Annotated in this window: 17 protein-coding genes; 14 read left to right on the top strand and 3 right to left on the bottom strand. The window is 29.2% G+C overall.

Going from position 1 to position 17567, the window contains the following annotated elements:
- Positions 1 to 70: 70 nt before the first annotated feature.
- The 14 genes from AJ882_RS00110 (at position 71) to AJ882_RS00170 (ending at position 14757) form a co-directional block, all read left to right on the top strand.
- Complete coding sequence (locus AJ882_RS00110; RefSeq protein WP_002790581.1) at positions 71 to 1492, top strand: hypothetical protein; 1422 nt, start codon at positions 71 to 73, stop codon at positions 1490 to 1492.
- Positions 1493 to 1510: 18 nt separating this feature from the next.
- Positions 1511 to 1690, top strand: coding sequence for a hypothetical protein (locus tag AJ882_RS00115; protein WP_002779751.1), 180 nt, complete (start codon positions 1511 to 1513; stop codon positions 1688 to 1690).
- Between the two features lie 358 nt (positions 1691 to 2048).
- Positions 2049 to 3968: a tetracycline resistance ribosomal protection protein Tet(O) gene (tet(O), locus tag AJ882_RS00120; RefSeq protein ID WP_002779752.1), complete on the top strand. Its 1920-nt coding sequence runs from the start codon at positions 2049 to 2051 to the stop codon at positions 3966 to 3968.
- Positions 3969 to 4019: 51 nt separating this feature from the next.
- On the top strand, positions 4020 to 4193 hold the full coding sequence (locus tag AJ882_RS09130) for a cysteine-rich KTR domain-containing protein (protein ID WP_002779755.1): 174 nt from the start codon (positions 4020 to 4022) through the stop codon (positions 4191 to 4193).
- 203 nt (positions 4194 to 4396) lie between these two features.
- Positions 4397 to 4990 (top strand): relaxase/mobilization nuclease domain-containing protein, encoded by a 594-nt coding sequence (locus AJ882_RS09475; protein ID WP_228761947.1) that lies wholly within the window; start codon positions 4397 to 4399, stop codon positions 4988 to 4990.
- Positions 4980 to 5285, top strand: a complete 306-nt coding sequence (locus tag AJ882_RS00130) for a hypothetical protein (protein ID WP_002790442.1) — start codon at positions 4980 to 4982, stop codon at positions 5283 to 5285. The genes AJ882_RS09475 and AJ882_RS00130 overlap by 11 nt, the downstream gene beginning before the upstream one ends.
- Positions 5286 to 5426: 141 nt before the next feature.
- Positions 5427 to 5825, top strand: a complete 399-nt coding sequence (locus AJ882_RS00135) for a hypothetical protein (RefSeq protein ID WP_002790713.1) — start codon at positions 5427 to 5429, stop codon at positions 5823 to 5825.
- Positions 5822 to 6334, top strand: coding sequence for a hypothetical protein (locus AJ882_RS00140; protein WP_002779702.1), 513 nt, complete (start codon positions 5822 to 5824; stop codon positions 6332 to 6334). Before AJ882_RS00135 ends, AJ882_RS00140 begins: the two co-directional genes overlap by 4 nt.
- A complete protein-coding gene (locus tag AJ882_RS00145; protein ID WP_002779703.1) occupies positions 6331 to 6888 on the top strand; it encodes a hypothetical protein in 558 nt (185 codons plus the stop codon). Before AJ882_RS00140 ends, AJ882_RS00145 begins: the two co-directional genes overlap by 4 nt.
- Positions 6889 to 6892: 4 nt before the next feature.
- Positions 6893 to 7159: a hypothetical protein gene (locus AJ882_RS00150; protein WP_002779704.1), complete on the top strand. Its 267-nt coding sequence runs from the start codon at positions 6893 to 6895 to the stop codon at positions 7157 to 7159.
- Between the two features lie 58 nt (positions 7160 to 7217).
- Positions 7218 to 7778 carry a hypothetical protein gene (locus AJ882_RS00155; RefSeq protein WP_002790730.1) on the top strand — a complete coding sequence of 187 codons (561 nt, stop codon included), beginning with the start codon at positions 7218 to 7220 and terminating at the stop codon, positions 7776 to 7778.
- 2 nt (positions 7779 to 7780) lie between these two features.
- Positions 7781 to 8047: a hypothetical protein gene (locus AJ882_RS00160; protein WP_002804244.1), complete on the top strand. Its 267-nt coding sequence runs from the start codon at positions 7781 to 7783 to the stop codon at positions 8045 to 8047.
- 46 nt (positions 8048 to 8093) lie between these two features.
- A complete protein-coding gene (locus AJ882_RS00165; protein WP_014517311.1) occupies positions 8094 to 13892 on the top strand; it encodes an SNF2-related protein in 5799 nt (1932 codons plus the stop codon).
- A 253-nt stretch (positions 13893 to 14145) separates the two neighbouring features.
- Positions 14146 to 14757, top strand: coding sequence for an NYN domain-containing protein (locus AJ882_RS00170; RefSeq protein WP_031263757.1), 612 nt, complete (start codon positions 14146 to 14148; stop codon positions 14755 to 14757).
- A gap of 9 nt (positions 14758 to 14766) precedes the next feature.
- Here AJ882_RS00170 and AJ882_RS00175 read toward each other — a convergent pair whose 3' ends face one another.
- Genes AJ882_RS00175 through AJ882_RS00185 form a run of 3 tightly spaced genes read right to left on the bottom strand, consistent with a single transcriptional unit; the run spans position 14767 to position 17433 of the window.
- Positions 14767 to 15471, bottom strand: coding sequence for a GNAT family N-acetyltransferase (locus AJ882_RS00175; RefSeq protein WP_002790552.1), 705 nt, complete (start codon positions 15469 to 15471; stop codon positions 14767 to 14769).
- A 22-nt stretch (positions 15472 to 15493) separates the two neighbouring features.
- The gene (gene mobP1, locus AJ882_RS00180; RefSeq protein WP_002790553.1) at positions 15494 to 16882 is read right to left on the bottom strand and encodes a MobP1 family relaxase; all 1389 of its coding nucleotides are present in this window, start codon (positions 16880 to 16882) and stop codon (positions 15494 to 15496) included.
- Positions 16882 to 17433, bottom strand: coding sequence for a hypothetical protein (locus AJ882_RS00185; RefSeq protein WP_002779777.1), 552 nt, complete (start codon positions 17431 to 17433; stop codon positions 16882 to 16884). Before AJ882_RS00185 ends, mobP1 begins: the two co-directional genes overlap by 1 nt.
- Between the last annotated feature and the right edge of the window lie 134 nt (positions 17434 to 17567).

The raw sequence follows: 17567 nt of genomic DNA on the forward strand, positions 1-17567 counted from the left end.
ATAAATAATATTTTTCAAATATAAAGAATTTTATGATTATGTAAAAATATTTTTTGAGAGGAGGTAAATTATGGAAGAAAAAAATAAATATAATCAATGCTTGTTGCTTAATGGCTATGAGTTTTTAGATTTTGAAAATACTAAAAATACAACCTTAAAAGAATGGTTAAAAGATGAAAATTTTTTGCTTTTTATTAAAAGCATTCCAAAAGATTATATTTTTATTATAAAAAAATATAGCATAGCTAATGGAATATTTTTGACACATAAAAAAACTTTTGAATTCGCTCAAAAAATACTAGAAAAAGTCAAAGATATAAATTTTGACTTTTCTTATAGTGAATTTGAATTTAATCAAAATATTTTTTACGCATTAAATTTTAAAAATAAAGAAATTTCATTTACAGAACTTGTTTTTAGTTTTAAAATAAATTCATTGGATAGAAAAAGTTTTGATATTAGTAACATTTATAATAAAAAACATTTCATCATACAAAAAGATAATAGCTTAATTACCTTTAAATATAGAAAAATTCAAAGCAAGGGTTTTAATCTTGTTTTTTTATTAGAAAATAATATTTTAAAAAATTATTATTTTAACTATTTAGAAAAAATAAATCCTTATATTGCCAAAGATTTTAAAAATATCAAAGAAAATCATTCTTTTGAAATATATAAGCTTTTAAGAATAGATTTTAATGTTTTAATCAATTGTCATAGCGTTCAAGAAGTTATAGAAAAATCATTAAATACTAAAATTAATTTCAATCTAAATAAATTTGATATCCACTTGGCTTTATCTTTTGCAATTTCTTTAAATTTTATTGCAAAAAACGAACAGAATAAATTGTATAAATTTGTTTTGGAGAATAACAAATTAATATATGATTATATTGATTTTATTAATAATAATTTTGCCAACGAGCATTTTATTAAAATAAAATACAAAAGAAAAAAATACAAAATTATTAATATTGCCTCATTTTTATTGTATCACAAATTAAAACCACAGAAAGAAAGCTATCAAAATGAATTTCTTGAAATTTATATACTAATAAATGATTATATTAAATTAAGCTATGAAACAAATAATTTAATTAACCTTAACATTAATTCTATAAATAGAATAACAAACGAACATAATGTTTTAACGATAGAATTAGAAAAAAAACAAATTCCAAAAAATAAAAAACTTAAAATTAAAGAAGATTTTATCAATTTAAAACTTCCAGAAGAATTTAAACTAATAGAAACGCATAAAGAACTTTACTTGCACGGAATGGAGCAAAAAAATTGCGTTTATACAAGAAGAAGAGAAATTGAAGACGGCTTAAGTGCCATTTATAGTTTAAATTACGAAGGAGGAGTTTATACATTGGAAATTTTCAAAAGAAAAAATAAATTTGCAATTAAGGAAATCAAAGCAAAATATAATGAATTTGCAAATAAAGAAGTTATAAATTTTGTTGAAAAAAGCCTGAAAGCTGTTTAAAAAATACAAGGAGTTAAAATGAATACAAACAAAATTACAGATTTACACATACAAATTTCAAAGGAAGACTTGAAAATTTTAGATTTACTACTTAAAGCCAATGAGTATTCTAATATTGTTTTTTATTGCGAAAACGATGAAGAACATTTTATTTTTACAGAAGTAAAACTTGGAAATTATTTTTGCATAAACAGATGATTAGTGGCAGGGGGAAATCCTGCCGCTTTTTCTGCTTTAGTTTGTCAGCTTGACAAATAAAGGGTTAAGGAATATAATTAGATTCAGTATTATACAAGGAGTTAATAAATATGCGGCAAGGTATTCTTAAATAAACTGTCAATTTGATAGTGGGAACAAAAAGTGGCAGTCCCGTTTCACTTTTAATATGGGGCTTAGTTTTTTGTACCCAGTTTAAGAATACTTTTATCATGTAATTTTATATGCCCGAAAACATATAAGTGTTTTGGGGCTATTGGAGTTATTTACCCAGTGATAGGAGTATTTATCACTGGGTATTTTTATGCCCTTTTTTGGGTGTTGATAGGAATAAAATCACATGAAAATAATTAACTTAGGCATTCTGGCTCACGTTGACGCAGGAAAGACAACATTAACGGAAAGTTTATTGTATACCAGTGGTGCAATTGCAGAACTAGGGAGCGTAGATGAAGGCACAACAAGGACAGATACAATGAATTTGGAGCGTCAAAGGGGAATCACTATCCAGACAGCAGTGACATCTTTTCAGTGGGAGGATGTAAAAGTCAACATTATAGATACGCCAGGCCATATGGATTTTTTGGCGGAAGTATACCGTTCTTTATCCGTATTAGACGGAGCAGTATTATTAGTTTCTGCAAAGGATGGCATACAGGCACAGACCCGTATACTGTTTCATGCACTACAGATAATGAAGATTCCGACAATTTTTTTCATCAATAAAATTGACCAAGAGGGGATTGATTTGCCAATGGTATATCGGGAAATGAAAGCAAAGCTTTCTTCGGAAATTATAGTGAAGCAAAAGGTTGGGCAGCATCCCCATATAAATGTAACGGACAATGACGATATGGAACAGTGGGATGCGGTAATTATGGGAAACGATGAACTATTAGAGAAATATATGTCAGGGAAACCGTTTAAAATGTCAGAACTGGAACAGGAAGAAAACAGGAGATTCCAAAACGGAACGTTATTTCCCGTTTATCACGGAAGCGCTAAAAACAATCTGGGGACTCGGCAGCTTATAGAAGTAATTGCCAGTAAATTTTATTCATCAACGCCTGAAGGTCAATCTGAACTATGCGGGCAGGTTTTTAAGATTGAATATTCAGAGAAAAGGCGGCGTTTTGTTTATGTGCGTATATATAGCGGAACATTGCATTTGAGGGATGTTATTAGAATATCTGAAAAAGAGAAAATAAAAATCACAGAGATGTATGTTCCGACAAACGGTGAATTATATTCATCCGATACAGCCTGCTCTGGTGATATTGTAATTTTACCAAATGATGTTTTGCAGCTAAACAGTATTTTGGGGAACGAAATACTGTTGCCGCAGAGAAAATTTATTGAAAATCCTCTCCCTATGATCCAAACAACGATTGCAGTAAAGAAATCTGAACAGCGGGAAATATTGCTTGGGGCACTTACAGAAATTTCAGATTGCGACCCTCTTTTAAAATATTATGTGGATACTACAACGCATGAGATTATACTTTCTTTTTTGGGGAATGTGCAGATGGAAGTCATTTGTGCCATCCTTGAGGAAAAATATCATGTGGAGGCAGAAATAAAAGAGCCTACTGTTATATATATGGAAAGACCGCTTAGAAAAGCAGAATATACCATCCACATAGAAGTCCCGCCAAATCCTTTCTGGGCTTCTGTCGGGTTGTCCATAGAGCCGCTCCCTATTGGAAGCGGAGTGCAGTATGAAAGCAGAGTTTCACTTGGATATTTAAATCAATCGTTCCAAAATGCGGTTATGGAGGGGGTTCTTTATGGCTGCGAGCAGGGGCTGTATGGATGGAAAGTGACAGACTGTAAAATCTGTTTTGAATATGGATTGTATTATAGTCCTGTAAGTACCCCCGCAGACTTTCGGCTGCTTTCCCCTATCGTATTGGAGCAGGCTTTAAAAAAAGCAGGGACAGAACTATTAGAGCCATATCTCCACTTTGAAATTTATGCACCGCAGGAATATCTCTCACGGGCGTATCATGATGCTCCAAGGTATTGTGCAGATATTGTAAGTACTCAGATAAAGAATGACGAGGTCATTCTGAAAGGAGAAATCCCTGCTAGATGTATTCAAGAATACAGGAACGATTTAACTTATTTCACAAATGGGCAGGGAGTCTGCTTGACAGAGTTAAAAGGATACCAGCCAGCTATTGGTAAATTTATTTGCCAACCCCGCCGCCCGAATAGCCGTATAGATAAGGTTCGGCATATGTTCCACAAGTTAGCTTAACAGCTTGCAAAAGTCATATAAAATGAGATTTGAAAGGATTAGAGACTAATTATGATGAAATGCGAATGGATATTGTGTCCTGTTTGTGGGAGCAAAACCCGTAATAAAATTAGGAAGGACACTGTTTTGGAGAATTATCCCCTTTATTGTCCAAAATGCAGACAAGAAAGATTGATTAAAGTTGACAACTTGAAGATAACTGTCATCAAAGAGCCAGACGCTTAAGACGCAGAGCCGATGAAATTGTGGAACAATTCACGAATCATCGGCTCTTTTTGTTTCGTATTTGAAAGAACAAACTCACCAAATAAAAAAAACGATATTCGGGTGGGTTATTTTGTTATACCCTAAATTACCCTCTGAGTAAGCACGACCTTAAAGACTTAAAGGAACGGTGCAACGAGCAGAGCTGGGAACAGGGCTTGCATGTGCCGGAGAAAGGAAAGACATTTGCTGGAGAAGTCCGGGAAGAAACGGTGGCATGGAGCAAAGACACCTACCAGCTTTTGAAACAGGCAGAGCAGGGAAAGGTCAAAAGCTATGTGCAGGATATTGCCCTTGCGGTGCTGGATTGTAAGGAAACAGCGACCAGCCGGGAAACCTTTATCCGGCTGATGAATGAAAGAGGGTACGGGGTGGACTGGCAGGACAGCCACAAGTACATCACATATACCGACTTAGCCAGGGAACAGGCAGGAGAAAAGGCTTGTAAAATCAGGGATAACAAGCTGGAAAAATACTACAATATGGATTTTGGAAAGGAGAGTATGGAGCATGAGTTTGAGAGAAATGCACGAACAGCAGAAGCAGAGCAGTCCAAGAGAGCAGCTTCAAGAGTTAAACCGACAGAGCCGGACAGAGCTGGAAAACAGTCTGCTCAAAGAAGCGTTGGCGATGTCGAGCGAGAACTGCGAGGAATTGATGAAGCAGTCAAATCAAGAACAATTCAGCCGAATGAAAAATTTATTTTCAAATGTCCTAATTGCTCGAGAAAAAATAGAAAGGTTTTTTATGCGTTCTAGCTTAGAAAAAGTGATAAAAAACTATAATGAAAATTTTTCAAATAAAAGAGATAATGATTTTGCACAGGGTTTAATAAAGTATCTTTACGAAAATGCTATTATAGGAGAAAATGATAAATTTTTTTTAGAGAAAAATTTTCAATATATTAGGATAATCAATGAAAAAGAAAAAAGATTGATTAATGTGTATTTTTGCGAAAAACCAATAATTGATTTTTTTCAAAATGCAGAATATGAAAAAGAATTGCAATATTATGGAATAAATGAAAAAGATTTTATAAAAACTGATATTTGAAAAACACTCTATATCTACTATAAGATTAATAAATGTATAACATTAATAAATGTAAATATATATTAATTAATTTAATTTAATTTTAATAAATAATATTATATAATTATATATAAAAATTTTTACAAAAGATGAGGAGCAAAAATGATTTATGAAAAAAAAATAACTAAAAAAGAAATATTTTCTTATGCAATTTTTATAGCAATTATCGCTTTAATTTGCATTTTTAAAAATGAAATTTGGGAATTTGTAAAATTTATTTTTTCTAATTTAGATTTCATATGTGGTAATTTTGCAAATTTTGTAGGCGAAGATAATATAGTATTTTTTCCAATTACAACTCTTTTAATAGTATTTACTATAGCTATTTGTGCTGTTTGGGGATTATCTAATGTTTTATCTCTCTCATTATTTATAATGCCTATATTTGTCGCGGTTTTTTATATTTTTAATATTGATATAAGTTTAAAAAACCTTTATGGCTCTTATTTTATATTTTTAATCATTATTAATGGTCTTTCATGGAGTGTAAATCAAAGATGAAAAAAATTACAATAGTAGCATACGCAATATGTTTTTTATCAGGCTTATGGTTTTTATTTAGTAGTGTTAAAGATGATTTTGGTATCTTATCTTTTATTCTTGGAATTGCACTTATTTATTTTGGTGTTATTAATATAAAAAGAATTTTGAATGATTCTAACGAGAATAAAACCGAGCTTGAAACTCTATTTGCTACAGCAAATATTATTTTTGTATCGATAAGTTCTATTTTTCTTTTAATGCTTATTGCCTTTTTTACTTTTCAAAATGAAATAAATATTAAATTCTTTTCGGATCAAGGACTTGTATTAAAAAATGATAAAAAGATTTCTATTTATTTAAAAGGAAAAGAGATTAAAAGCTTTGATGAAAACAAATATGGATTTGTAATGGCTGTTTATGGCGATAAACACATTGAAGTTGTTTTGCAAAACAAAGAAAACGATACCTTTTTTGAGTTAAGATGTAATGAGGAAGGTTGCAAAGAAATATTAAAGGAGGATAAATGAGAGTAGTAAATTTGTCAAAAAAGATTGTGGATAAAATTTTGTTTTTGAGAATAAATCGTGTTGTTAATATCCTTATGTTAATTTTTGCCTTGTTTTCAACTATCGCTATTGCACTATTTTTATCCTATTTTATAGAAGAAGAAAATTACTATGCTTATTTTGTATCTAGTTTTTTTCTAGTGAACGGGTTTTTGCTAACTATTCATTTAATTGGTGAAAAAAAGTGTGCAAAAGAAGTGGATTATGATGATAATTTTATCAGTAAACTTAACAACTCTTTGAGAAAAGAATTAGAAGATGATCTTTTAAAGCTTCAGGAATACTATGATGGAATTAATGTTTTAGAATACAAAACTTTTGCTTTGTTAAAATGTAATTCTTATTATGAAAAAGGCAGAATTAATGAGGAACTCATAGATAAAATCAAAAAATATTACATTAATCTTTTTAAAAAGAAAATAGCAAAAGAATTAGAAGAAATGCAGAAAGAGAAAGAGAGAAGAAATATTTTAAAAACAAATCAAGAGCTAATCTTGAAAAAGATAGGAGAGTAATAAAATGCTAGAGATGGATAATAATAAAGAATTTAAAATCTTAAGACTAAATAAACAAGAAATTTTAAAAATTGGAGGTTATGGCATTTGCGATAGTTGTAATAGAAGATTAAGCAATGATGGATATATGATTTGTGTTTTATATAGCTGTTATTGTGAAAAATGCTACAAAGAATGGTATAAAGTTGCAATTAACCATAAAGAAGATAGAGAAATTGAAAAAGATGTTTATGAAAATATTAAATCGAAAATAACTAATATTTATTTTTAGTTCTTATTAATAAATATTAGTATATAATATTATACAAAAATATAAAAAAGGTTTTTTTATGATAATATCTGTTGTAAATAAAAAAGGTGGTGTTGGAAAAACTCCTTTTGCTTTTTCAATTGCTAAAGATCTGGAATATTTTTTACAAAGCAATGACAATTCTATTATAGAAAAGATTTATCCTGAAAAAGCAAAAATTTTACCGACTCCAAAAAAAATAGATAATTGCGTTTATGATTTTGGTGGTTTTGTAGAAAAAGGGGTATTAGATATTATTAAAGAAAGTAATAAGATTATTATTCCTTGCACGAGTAATTACAATTCTTTACTTAGAACATTGGAAACTTTAAATGAAATAGGTAATGATGATAGAGTTTGTATCTTGGTTACAGATTATAGAGATGAGAAAGAGAAAAGGCAAATTTGTGAAACTCTTGAAAGCAATTTTACAGATTTAAATCTCTTTTTCTTTAAATTTTCAAAGATAATTGAAAATTCTATGAGTAGTGGAGCTTCTTTTACTGAACTTTATAATGAAAACAATCTTTCAAGATTAAGTTATACAAATTTTTTCAATGAGTATCAAAGACTTTTAGATTTTATTAGAAAGGATAAATAATAATGGAAAAAAAACCCTTTACAATAGCAGAAGCTTTAAACTCTGAAACAAGCTCTCAAAAAACATATAGTAAAGCTGATAAAAAGTCAGCTGGAAGAAAAACTATAGATCAAAAACTAAGAAGAGACAATTTAGTAGTTTGCAGACTTAATGAACAAGAAATGGAAATTTTGAAAAAATTAATGGATTTAGATTTAGTAAGTGAATATGGTACTTATATAAGAAAATTAATCTTAAAAGAGGCACGAGCTTTAAATATTAATAGTTAAAAATGTTAAAATATCCTTGCAAAAAACAAAAATTACAAGGATACAAATGAGTAAAAAAACAAAAAGACAAATTGAAGATGAAAAAGATTATGGCGGTCGAAGTTTATTTGATCTAATCGAATTAGAATTTTCACAAGGAGAAGAAAATGAGCAACAAAATAGAGAATTATCCGAACATAGAGAAGTTACAGACAATATTGAACGAACTAGCATTTCATCAAATACACCAAGCGTGGATAGACAAGAAAATTCCACAATACAGCTTGATAATACTAGAGAGATGGGCAGAGTTTTATCCGAACACAATCAAGAATCTAGGAATGTCAGATCTAATGACACTAGCATTGCCACAAACACAAATGGAATTAGCAATCTTGGAGAGCAAAGAAGCAGACAAGAAGAGAGAACAGGGGCTAACAGATATGGAGATACTAGCAGAAGAGCAAATAAATCTCAATCAATACATAGCGATAGAACCCCAAATTTATTCTCCTTTATTTCAAGAAATGATGATGAAAGACAAGGAACAGATGCTGCAAGAAGCTACAATCAACAATCAGTATTGGAAACTGCAACAAGAAATGATGGATATGAAAGAAGAAGCCTCAAATCTGGGCAAAAATTAGATTTTATAAGCGATGATGAAATCTATCTTGGCTCTTTAAAAGATAGATTTCAAAAAAACCTCCAAGCCATTAAACTTTCAAAAACTATTGAACAAGAAAATCGCTACGCTACCAAACAAGAACAAGAAATTCTAAATAAATTTTCAGGATGGGGCGGTATTCCTCAAGCTTTTGATCATCAGAATAAAGAATGGGAAAAAGAATTTAAAGAACTTATTAGCACACTTGATTATGCAGAATATGAAAAGGCAAAAACTTCAACTTTAGATGCTTTTTACACTCCAAAAATTATTATCGATACAATTTATCAAGGGCTTAATCAGTTAGGATTTAATAATGATGGTCACACCAAAGAAATATTTGAGCCAAGTGCAGGTATAGGCTCTTTTTTGTCTTATGCAAAAAATTATAGCGATAAATATCATTTTACTTGCGTAGAGCTTGATACTATAAGTGCAAATATATTAAAGCATTTACACCCAAATCAAACAATTTATAATAAAGCATTTCAGCACCATTTATTTGATAAGCCATACGATGCTTTTATAGGTAATCCACCTTTTGGTCAAAAAAAGATTTTAGATTTAAATGATACTACACTTAATAAAACAAGTGTGCATAATTATTTTATCGGTAACGCAATTAAAAATTTAAAAGAAGATGGAATTGCTGCTTTTGTAGTATCAAGTTATTTTTTAGATTCTAAAAATAGCACAATAAGAAATTATATAGCCGAACAAGCAACATTTTTAGGTGCTGTAAGATTGCCAAATAATGCTTTTAAAAAACGAGCTAATACAGAAGTTACTACCGATATTATCTTTTTTAAAAAAGGTAAAGATTTAAATATAGATAAATCTTGGCTGGAAAGCGTAGAATACTATGACGATCGTTTTGATGAAGCTGAAAAAAGAGGTATGCACCCTGATGTTTTTAATGACTTTAGAATAAATGAGTATTTTAAAAATAATCCACAAAATATCTTAGGAAAAATGAATATTAAAAGCTCTCAATATGGTTATAGTTTAGAATGCTTAGATGATGGAAGAGATTTAAAAATCGCTTTAGAAAATTTTACAAAAACCTTACCTAAAAACATTTATAAATATCAAGAAACAAAAATCAAGCTATCTTATTACAGGATTGATAGAGAATCGCCTGAATACGAAAAATATAGCAAAACTCTAAGTAAGTTAAAAGATGGAAATTATTTTGAATACAATAATGAAATTTACATGAAAATCAGAAGCGATGATGAGTTAGTCTTTTCAAAACCTGTTTTAAATGAACACGATACAAGAAGAATTAAAAAACTCATTGCTCTTAGAGATCAATTTAACACTCTTATTGAATATGAAAAAAATGAATCTAACGATCTTTTAGTAGAAAATCAAAGAAAATCTCTAAACAAGCTTTATGATGAATTTGTAGCCAAAGAAGGATATTTAAATAGAGATGCAAATAAAAAAGCCTTTAGAGAAGATGTAGAAGCAAACAAAATTTTAGCACTAGAAAAAAATTATAGCAGTGGTATTTCAAAAAGTGTAGCTTTAAAAGAAGGTATAGATCCTATTGCACCAAGTGCAACAAAAGCAGATATTTTTTTCAAAAGAACTATAAATGCACAAAAAGAAATTAAAATCTCGACTCCAAAAGAAGCATTAATTGCTAGTATCAATGAATATGGGAGAATTGATTTAAAATTTTTAGAAACGAATTTAAATCAGCCTTTAGAAGAAACCCTTAAATCTTTAGAGCAAGATAGATTAATCTTTAAAGATCACAAAAATCCTGCAAATTATGTTTTGGCTGAAAAATATCTTTCTGGCAATGTTAAAGCAAAGCATAAAGAAGTAAAAAAATTAGTAGAAGATGGCTTTAATGAATTTGTTAATAATTTAGAAAGCTTAGAACAAGTCTTGCCTAAAGATTTAAAAGCGGTTGATATTTCAATAAGCTTAGGGACAACATGGATACCTATAAAATATTACAAACAATTTATAGAAGAAACCTTACAAATTACTCCTAAAGATTATGATTTATTTTTAATGGAAAAAACAGGCGAATGGAGTCTTAAAGGTTTTGGCTATTCTTTAAGTTCTTATATTCGTTCAGAATATGCCACAGAAAGAATAGGTTGCTTTGATTTGTTGGAGCATGGATTATTAAGAAAGCCTATTCGCATTTATGATAAAAAACTAGATCCATCAGGAAAAGAAATCAGAGAATTAAATCCTAAAGAAACTGCAATCGCTAATTCTAAATTAGAAAATTTAAAAAATGAATTTATAGAATGGATTTATAAAGACTATGATAGACGCACAGATTTGGAAAATATCTATAATGAAAGGTTTAATACAAATATAGAACCACGATACAATGGAGAGCATTTAGAACTTCCAAATTTCAATGCCAATATCAAACTCAAAAAACACCAAAAAAATGCTATATATAGGGCTATTCAAGAAAATAGTATTATTTTTGATCATCAAGTAGGTGCTGGAAAAACTTTAGTGGCAATTTGCTCTGTGATGGAGCAAAAAAGAATGGGGCTTTTAAATAAACCCTTAATTGTAGTCCCTAATCATTTAGCAAGACAATGGAATGATGAGTTTTATCACGCCTATACAAATGCAAACATTTTAGTTGCTACAAATGATGATTTAAAAAAAGATAATAGAGAAAAGTTTTTTTCCAAAATTACAACAAATAATTTTGATGCCATCATTATGACACACTCGCAATTTAAATTAATCCCCGCACCTTATGAAGTTATCAAAAAACAATATGAAGAAGATATTAATATCTTAGAACAAACATTAGAAAAAAAACAAAACGATGATAATGTTATGCGATATTCTGTAAAAGACTTAGAAAAACGCATTGAAAATTTTAAGGTGAAATTGAGTGATTTGCAAACTACACATAAAAAATCTAAAGCGATAGATTTTTCAGAATTAGGAATTGATGCATTAATTATTGATGAAGCACATGAGTTTAAAAATTTACTCATTACAACTTCAATGGGTGATATAAGTGGTCTTGGCAATTTAAAAGGCTCACAAAAAGCCTATGATCTTTATTCTAAAACACAATATATTCACGAGCAAAATAAAAAACTCTATTTTTTAACAGGAACGCCTATAAGCAATTCAATTACAGAGCTTTATACTTTGCAAAGATACATACAACCAAATATCTTAAAAGAAAAAGGGATACAAGCTTTTGATTCTTGGGCTTCTACTTTTGGAGAAGTTACAAACGCTTGGGAGCTTGATAGTTCTGGAATAAATTATAAAATCGTTGCAAGATTTAACAAATTCAAAAATGTTCCTGAACTTTCTACCATGTATAAAAGTGTGGCTGATATTGTAACAAATAATGATATTATGAAATATCAAAAAGATTTCGTGCCAAAGCTTTACAATGACAAACCTATTAATATCGTTGCTCCTAGAAGTAAAGAAATAGCAGAATTTATAGGCATTCAAGATGAAAATGGAAGATGGAATGAAGGCTCTATTGTGTGGAGAATGGAGCATCAACAAGATGATATTACTAGAAATAACTTACTTGCTTGTACCACAGATGCTAGAAAAGCTGGACTTGATTTTAGACTTATTAATCCACATTGTGATGATTATGCAAATTCTAAAATTAATAAGCTTATTGAAAATGTTTTTAATGAGTATAATGCTTGGAATGATGATAAAGGCACACAATTAATATTTTGTGATTTATCCACTCCAAAACAACACTCACAAAAAGTTGCTCTAAATGGCAATATTGCTACACCAAATTTAAATAAAGAAGAATTTGTCAATATTAATGAAACAATAGAACAAACAGAAGAAGAGAATAGCAAAAGCCTTGATGAACTCTTAGCAGAACAAGCAAAATTTGATGTATATACTGATATCTTAAAAAAACTTGTCGCAAAAGGTATTCCACAAAATGAAATTCGTTTCATTCACGATGCAAAAACAGACTTACAAAAAGGACAGCTTTTTGCAGATATGAACTCAGGAAAAGCTAGAATTTTAATTGGATCAACGCAAAAAATGGGTGCTGGAACAAATGTGCAAAAAAGAATTGTAGCCTTACACCATTTAGATTGCCCTTGGCGTCCGAGCGATTTAGAACAAAGAAGCGGTAGGGTTATAAGACAAGGCAATGAACTCTTTATGAGAGATCCACAAAACTTTAGAGTAAAAGAGTTTAGATATGCAACTGAAAGAACCTATGATGCTAGAATGTGGCAAGTCATTGAAAGCAAAGCAAGATCCATAGAACAATTTAGAAAAGCTGGTGCTGATGTAAGAACCTTAGAAGATGTTACAAGTGGTGCAGCTGATGCTGCAGAAATGAAAGCAGAAGCAACAGGCAATCCACTCATTTTACTACAGGTGCAATTAAATAGTGATCTAAGACAAGAAGAAATGCTTTATAGTGGTTATAAAAGACAAATACACAATAATGAAGAAAGTCTTATAACTAATCTTTCAAAGATTGAACTACTAAAAAAAGATATAGCTAAAATGGAAATTTTAAATTCAATCATTAAAGAAAACAATAGCGAGCATTTTCAAGGAAAGTATTACATTAATGATGATGAAAAAGATTTCATTGTCTTTAAAAATGATACAAGCGATTTAAACAAAAGCAGACAAGCAGAACTTGAAAGAAATTTTGAAAAGATTGTTAAAACAATAGCTGATGACTATCAAAAAGAATATAAGGTTTTAGAGTTTAAAGGACTGCTTATAAGCGGAGAAAGAACAGATTTAAACACTCTTAATTTTTATGTGAGTACTACTGATGGTAAAACAATAATCGAGCCTGAAAATTTGATTTATAAAAGAGATGAAAAAACTTTTTTTAAATTGGAAAGTTATGTAAATTTTGGTGGTTTTGTAAAGAGATTAAACAATTTTTATAATGACTTAGAAAAATTTACTCAACTCAATAAAAATAAGATAGAAAATCTTGAAAAAGAAATTGTGGAGCTAAAAAGCATTACAGGGGATAACACTCCAAAATACAAAAGAAAGGACTATTTAGAGGCATTAAGAGAAGATAATCGCATTATCATGGATGAAATAGAAAAAATGAGTAAGCAAAAAAATTACAAAAGTGATTTTGTGCCAAAATCTGCAAAGATTTTAGAAGATTTAAATAAGCACAATAAGATTTTGAAAGACAGAGAATTGCTTATCTAAACCAGCTAAAGCTCTCATTAATATTTTTATGATATAATTCCGCCATCATTAGCACATAGAGGGGTCTTTTTAGCATCATATTTTTAAATTGACGACTCTTTGTGCTTCCAATTTAATAAATTAGGACTACGCAACAATGAATTCAAGCAATCCAAATATGGAATTTTCAATTATTCAGCCTAAAAAGACTGCAGTTCTTGTAGATCTCTCTTTTTTTCTTGAAAGATATAATACTCACAAGAGTATTAAAACAATGGAGGCTAAAGAATTGGCTAAGAGATTAAAAGACTATGTATGGGAAACCCTTAGAAGAAATGAAGATTATTTGCATAGAGTTTATATTTACGATTGCGAACCATTAGATAAAAATGTTCCTATGCCTCCCATAGAAAAAACTGATAAATCTAAGAACTTAAGCAAAACTACAACATACAAATTTAGAAGCGAACTTTTAAATCACCTAAGAAAGCAACCTTATTTTGCTGTAAGATTAGGTGAAATCGATGAAAATTCGTTTCAATGGAAATTTAGAGATTATGATAAATTTAGAAAAATTCTACGCAAAGAAATAGACATTTGTGAGCTTACAAGCGAAGATTTCGTTTTAGACATTAAACAAAAGGGTGTCGATATGAAAATAGGGCTTGATATTGCAACTTTAGCAAATAAACATCACGCCGAAAAAATAATTTTAATCACAGCAGATAGTGATTTTATCCCTGCTGTTAAGCACGCCAGAAAAGAAGGAATTATTGTTCAATTAGATCCAATGAGAATTCCAGAAACTCAAATTAAAAAAGGTTTGTTGGAGCATATTGACATCCTTTCGTCTGTTTTTATTAATAAAAATAAAAATGGCAATTAATTTTTGCTTTTATTTTATTAAACAAACAATTAAGAAAATTAATGCTATACAAAAGCAAAGTATAAATTTATTTCTTGTGCGAAGAGCAGCATTCTCTTTATTTAATTTGCGCATATCGTCTTTATGGGATTCTAATTGTCGAATACAGCCTTCTTTTTCGTGCTGTAAATTGCTTAGCTGATAACACATATTAAGAATATGAACTTCTTGAATATAATCAAAATCTTTCCTTATCTTTAAATCACCAATTTGCTCTATACTAAATCCTGTATTATCTTCATTAAATATAAAACCCAAATTTTTATATAACTTATCTCTTCTTATGTGATTTTCCAAGATTTCTTCATCCACAGCACTTAATGTTCCGCTAAGTCTTGCTGTTGGCACATACTTTAAAGCAATTTCTAGCATTTTATTAATTAAAAATGTTCCTATGCCTAAAGATTGATATTCATCGCGAATTGCTATAGAAGAATGAAAACTCCACCTATCACACTCGTAACTTAACCACCAATCATTTTGATTTTTGTGAATATTTGGAGTAATATTATTTCCATTTTTTAAATATTGATAATCCACAAACGCTCTTATTTCAACTTTATAAATTTTTTCACCTCCTCCACTTATCTCTATTTCAAAATTCAATTTAAAACAAACTTCTTTTTCGCTTTTTTTAGAGATATAAAATTTACTTGTATAAAATGCCTGTCTCATTATTTCTTACTCCTATATAATTTTATCCATCTCTTTTAATCTCATTATTCCTAGCACTTGTCCATCGCAAGATATTATCGGATCGTCCTCGCTCTCCTTGCTGTAACTGATTGAGTGCATTGATGTGCAAAAGCATTTGAGTTCGTTTTGTGTTATGAACCACAGGCTGTTTGGACAATATTCGCATAGAGTTTCTTTCTTGGGCAGTTTCTCTTCGGATAGTTGATTTATTACCGAGCTCTTGTAAGATTCTCTGTCTATATTGTTTTGTATAATCTCTCTCATTATTCACTCCTTTATCTTGTATAATTTTATATTTTTTTGTTGTTTTGGCTTTGTTGATCTGTTTTAAATCTTTCTCTCTACCTATTACTGATACTTCCCAAATAGGTTTTTTAAGTGTTTTAACAACTTCTTGCCACTTGTTATTAATTTTTGCCTTTCTTTTTATCTCATATTCTTCTTGCCCTACTATTTTAAATCTTGCATATTCACCCCTTAAAACTTTATTTTCTCTTACAACCCTTTCTAAATCTTGTCCCCAAATTGTAGTTATTCCTTTTTTGGTTTTATAACTCACATAATAACTTTTTTTGGCATTTTTATCTGTGCTAAATTGATAGTTTGCTTCTCCGAAATCCATAACTTGATAATAGTGCATTTTTATTTTTGGTGCTTGATTAATCTCATTATTTGCATTTAATTTAACTGAAAATTCTTGATTTATTTCTACTTCTCTTTGCTTTTTATTTGTAGCCTTTGCTTCAACTCCTAACTCATTTAATGCTTTTGCAAATTCTGCTCTTAAATTTGCTAAATCTGCTTTTTTTGGATTAATTCTTTTGCCATTTTTATCCGCAACTTTCAAGCAAACATGGCAATGCGGATTATCAGTATCATTATGAAAAGCAACTACAAAAAAATTATTTGGATACATTCTTTTTAAAGTAGTAATTACAGCTTGTTGTAATTTTTCTTTTGGTGTTGTAGAATGTTCTTTCATGGAAAAAACCATATTAATGGTATGTCTTTTTTCTTTAGCACCTTCCTTATATAATGGAATAGGAGATCCTTCATTTTTAAAAATTCTTTTAACTTCTAAAATCTCATCTTCTCCCGCATATCTATCAAAATCGTTTGTAATCAATTCTACATTTCCATCACGAGAAATATAATCAAGATGTTTTGAAAGTGCTTGAGAATTTTTAGAACCTGAAGTAATTTTTACAACGACTTCTGTATTTTTTCTAAACATATTTTTACTAATAAGCTTACCTGTTTTTATATCTTTGGTGTATTTATCTCTATTTTTATTGATGTAATTTAGTGGTAGCTTTGAAGCATTTTCTATTTTAGTAAAAACTTTTTTAGCAATTATTTCATCATCAAATATTCTTATACTACGCGACATTAAATTCTTTCATTATTTTTTTCTATTATAGCCCCAAGCTGATCGGATAATATATCAATTTTATCTCTAATATTATCCATAGTTTTATTTAAATTATTTTCATTTATTTTGACAGAATTTCCACTTCTAAGAATCTTCAATAATTGATATATATTTTTACCTATTGCATTGATTTCTGTTCTTGTTTTTATAAACTCATCTATTTCTATATTAGTAAAAAGTTTTTCATTTTTTATGGAGTTTAATAGCAAAAATTTTGCTTGTTTTGTAATACTTGAAAATCCTGTATTTTTAGAGATTTCTTTTAAAATATTTACTTCATTTTCTGTAAGTTTTAGTTTGATTATTTTATTTTCATCACTTGTATAAAATTTATTTTTAGATATCTCATCATTGATTTTATTCTTCTCATCTGTATCACAAGAATTAAACTTTTTTAATAAAATAGATATTATTTTACTATATGATGCATTTGTTTCTGATTTTATATATTCTAAAATTATTTTATCATCTTTGCTAACTTTTATGACGCAATTATTGTTTTTATTCATTTGCACTTCCTTAATGAGCCTCGCAGAGTTTTTGCCTTTTATTTTTTAAAAAGGTAACTTTTTGAGAAATAAAAGGCTATCCTGCAATCATTAAATTATTTCAATTAATCGCTATTCTACATTATTAAGCTTTA

The sequence above is a fragment of the Campylobacter sp. BCW_6461 genome, assembly GCF_001762735.1.
Taxonomy (GTDB): domain Bacteria; phylum Campylobacterota; class Campylobacteria; order Campylobacterales; family Campylobacteraceae; genus Campylobacter_D; species Campylobacter_D jejuni.

Excerpts from the sequence above, each read along its gene's own strand:
- AJ882_RS00110 (WP_002790581.1), top strand. The coding sequence starts at position 71 with ATGGAAGAAAAAAATAAATATAATCAATGCTTGTTGCTTAATGGCTAT.
- AJ882_RS00115 (WP_002779751.1), top strand. The coding sequence starts at position 1,511 with ATGAATACAAACAAAATTACAGATTTACACATACAAATTTCAAAGGAA.
- AJ882_RS09130 (WP_002779755.1), top strand. The coding sequence starts at position 4,020 with ATGATGAAATGCGAATGGATATTGTGTCCTGTTTGTGGGAGCAAAACC.
- AJ882_RS00130 (WP_002790442.1), top strand. The coding sequence starts at position 4,980 with ATGCGTTCTAGCTTAGAAAAAGTGATAAAAAACTATAATGAAAATTTT.
- AJ882_RS00135 (WP_002790713.1), top strand. The coding sequence starts at position 5,427 with ATGATTTATGAAAAAAAAATAACTAAAAAAGAAATATTTTCTTATGCA.
- AJ882_RS00140 (WP_002779702.1), top strand. The coding sequence starts at position 5,822 with ATGAAAAAAATTACAATAGTAGCATACGCAATATGTTTTTTATCAGGC.
- AJ882_RS00145 (WP_002779703.1), top strand. The coding sequence starts at position 6,331 with ATGAGAGTAGTAAATTTGTCAAAAAAGATTGTGGATAAAATTTTGTTT.
- AJ882_RS00150 (WP_002779704.1), top strand. The coding sequence starts at position 6,893 with ATGCTAGAGATGGATAATAATAAAGAATTTAAAATCTTAAGACTAAAT.
- AJ882_RS00155 (WP_002790730.1), top strand. The coding sequence starts at position 7,218 with ATGATAATATCTGTTGTAAATAAAAAAGGTGGTGTTGGAAAAACTCCT.
- AJ882_RS00160 (WP_002804244.1), top strand. The coding sequence starts at position 7,781 with ATGGAAAAAAAACCCTTTACAATAGCAGAAGCTTTAAACTCTGAAACA.
- AJ882_RS00165 (WP_014517311.1), top strand. The coding sequence starts at position 8,094 with ATGAGTAAAAAAACAAAAAGACAAATTGAAGATGAAAAAGATTATGGC.
- AJ882_RS00170 (WP_031263757.1), top strand. The coding sequence starts at position 14,146 with ATGGAGGCTAAAGAATTGGCTAAGAGATTAAAAGACTATGTATGGGAA.
- AJ882_RS00175 (WP_002790552.1), bottom strand. The coding sequence starts at position 15,471 with ATGAGACAGGCATTTTATACAAGTAAATTTTATATCTCTAAAAAAAGC.
- mobP1 (WP_002790553.1), bottom strand. The coding sequence starts at position 16,882 with ATGTCGCGTAGTATAAGAATATTTGATGATGAAATAATTGCTAAAAAA.
- AJ882_RS00185 (WP_002779777.1), bottom strand. The coding sequence starts at position 17,433 with ATGAATAAAAACAATAATTGCGTCATAAAAGTTAGCAAAGATGATAAA.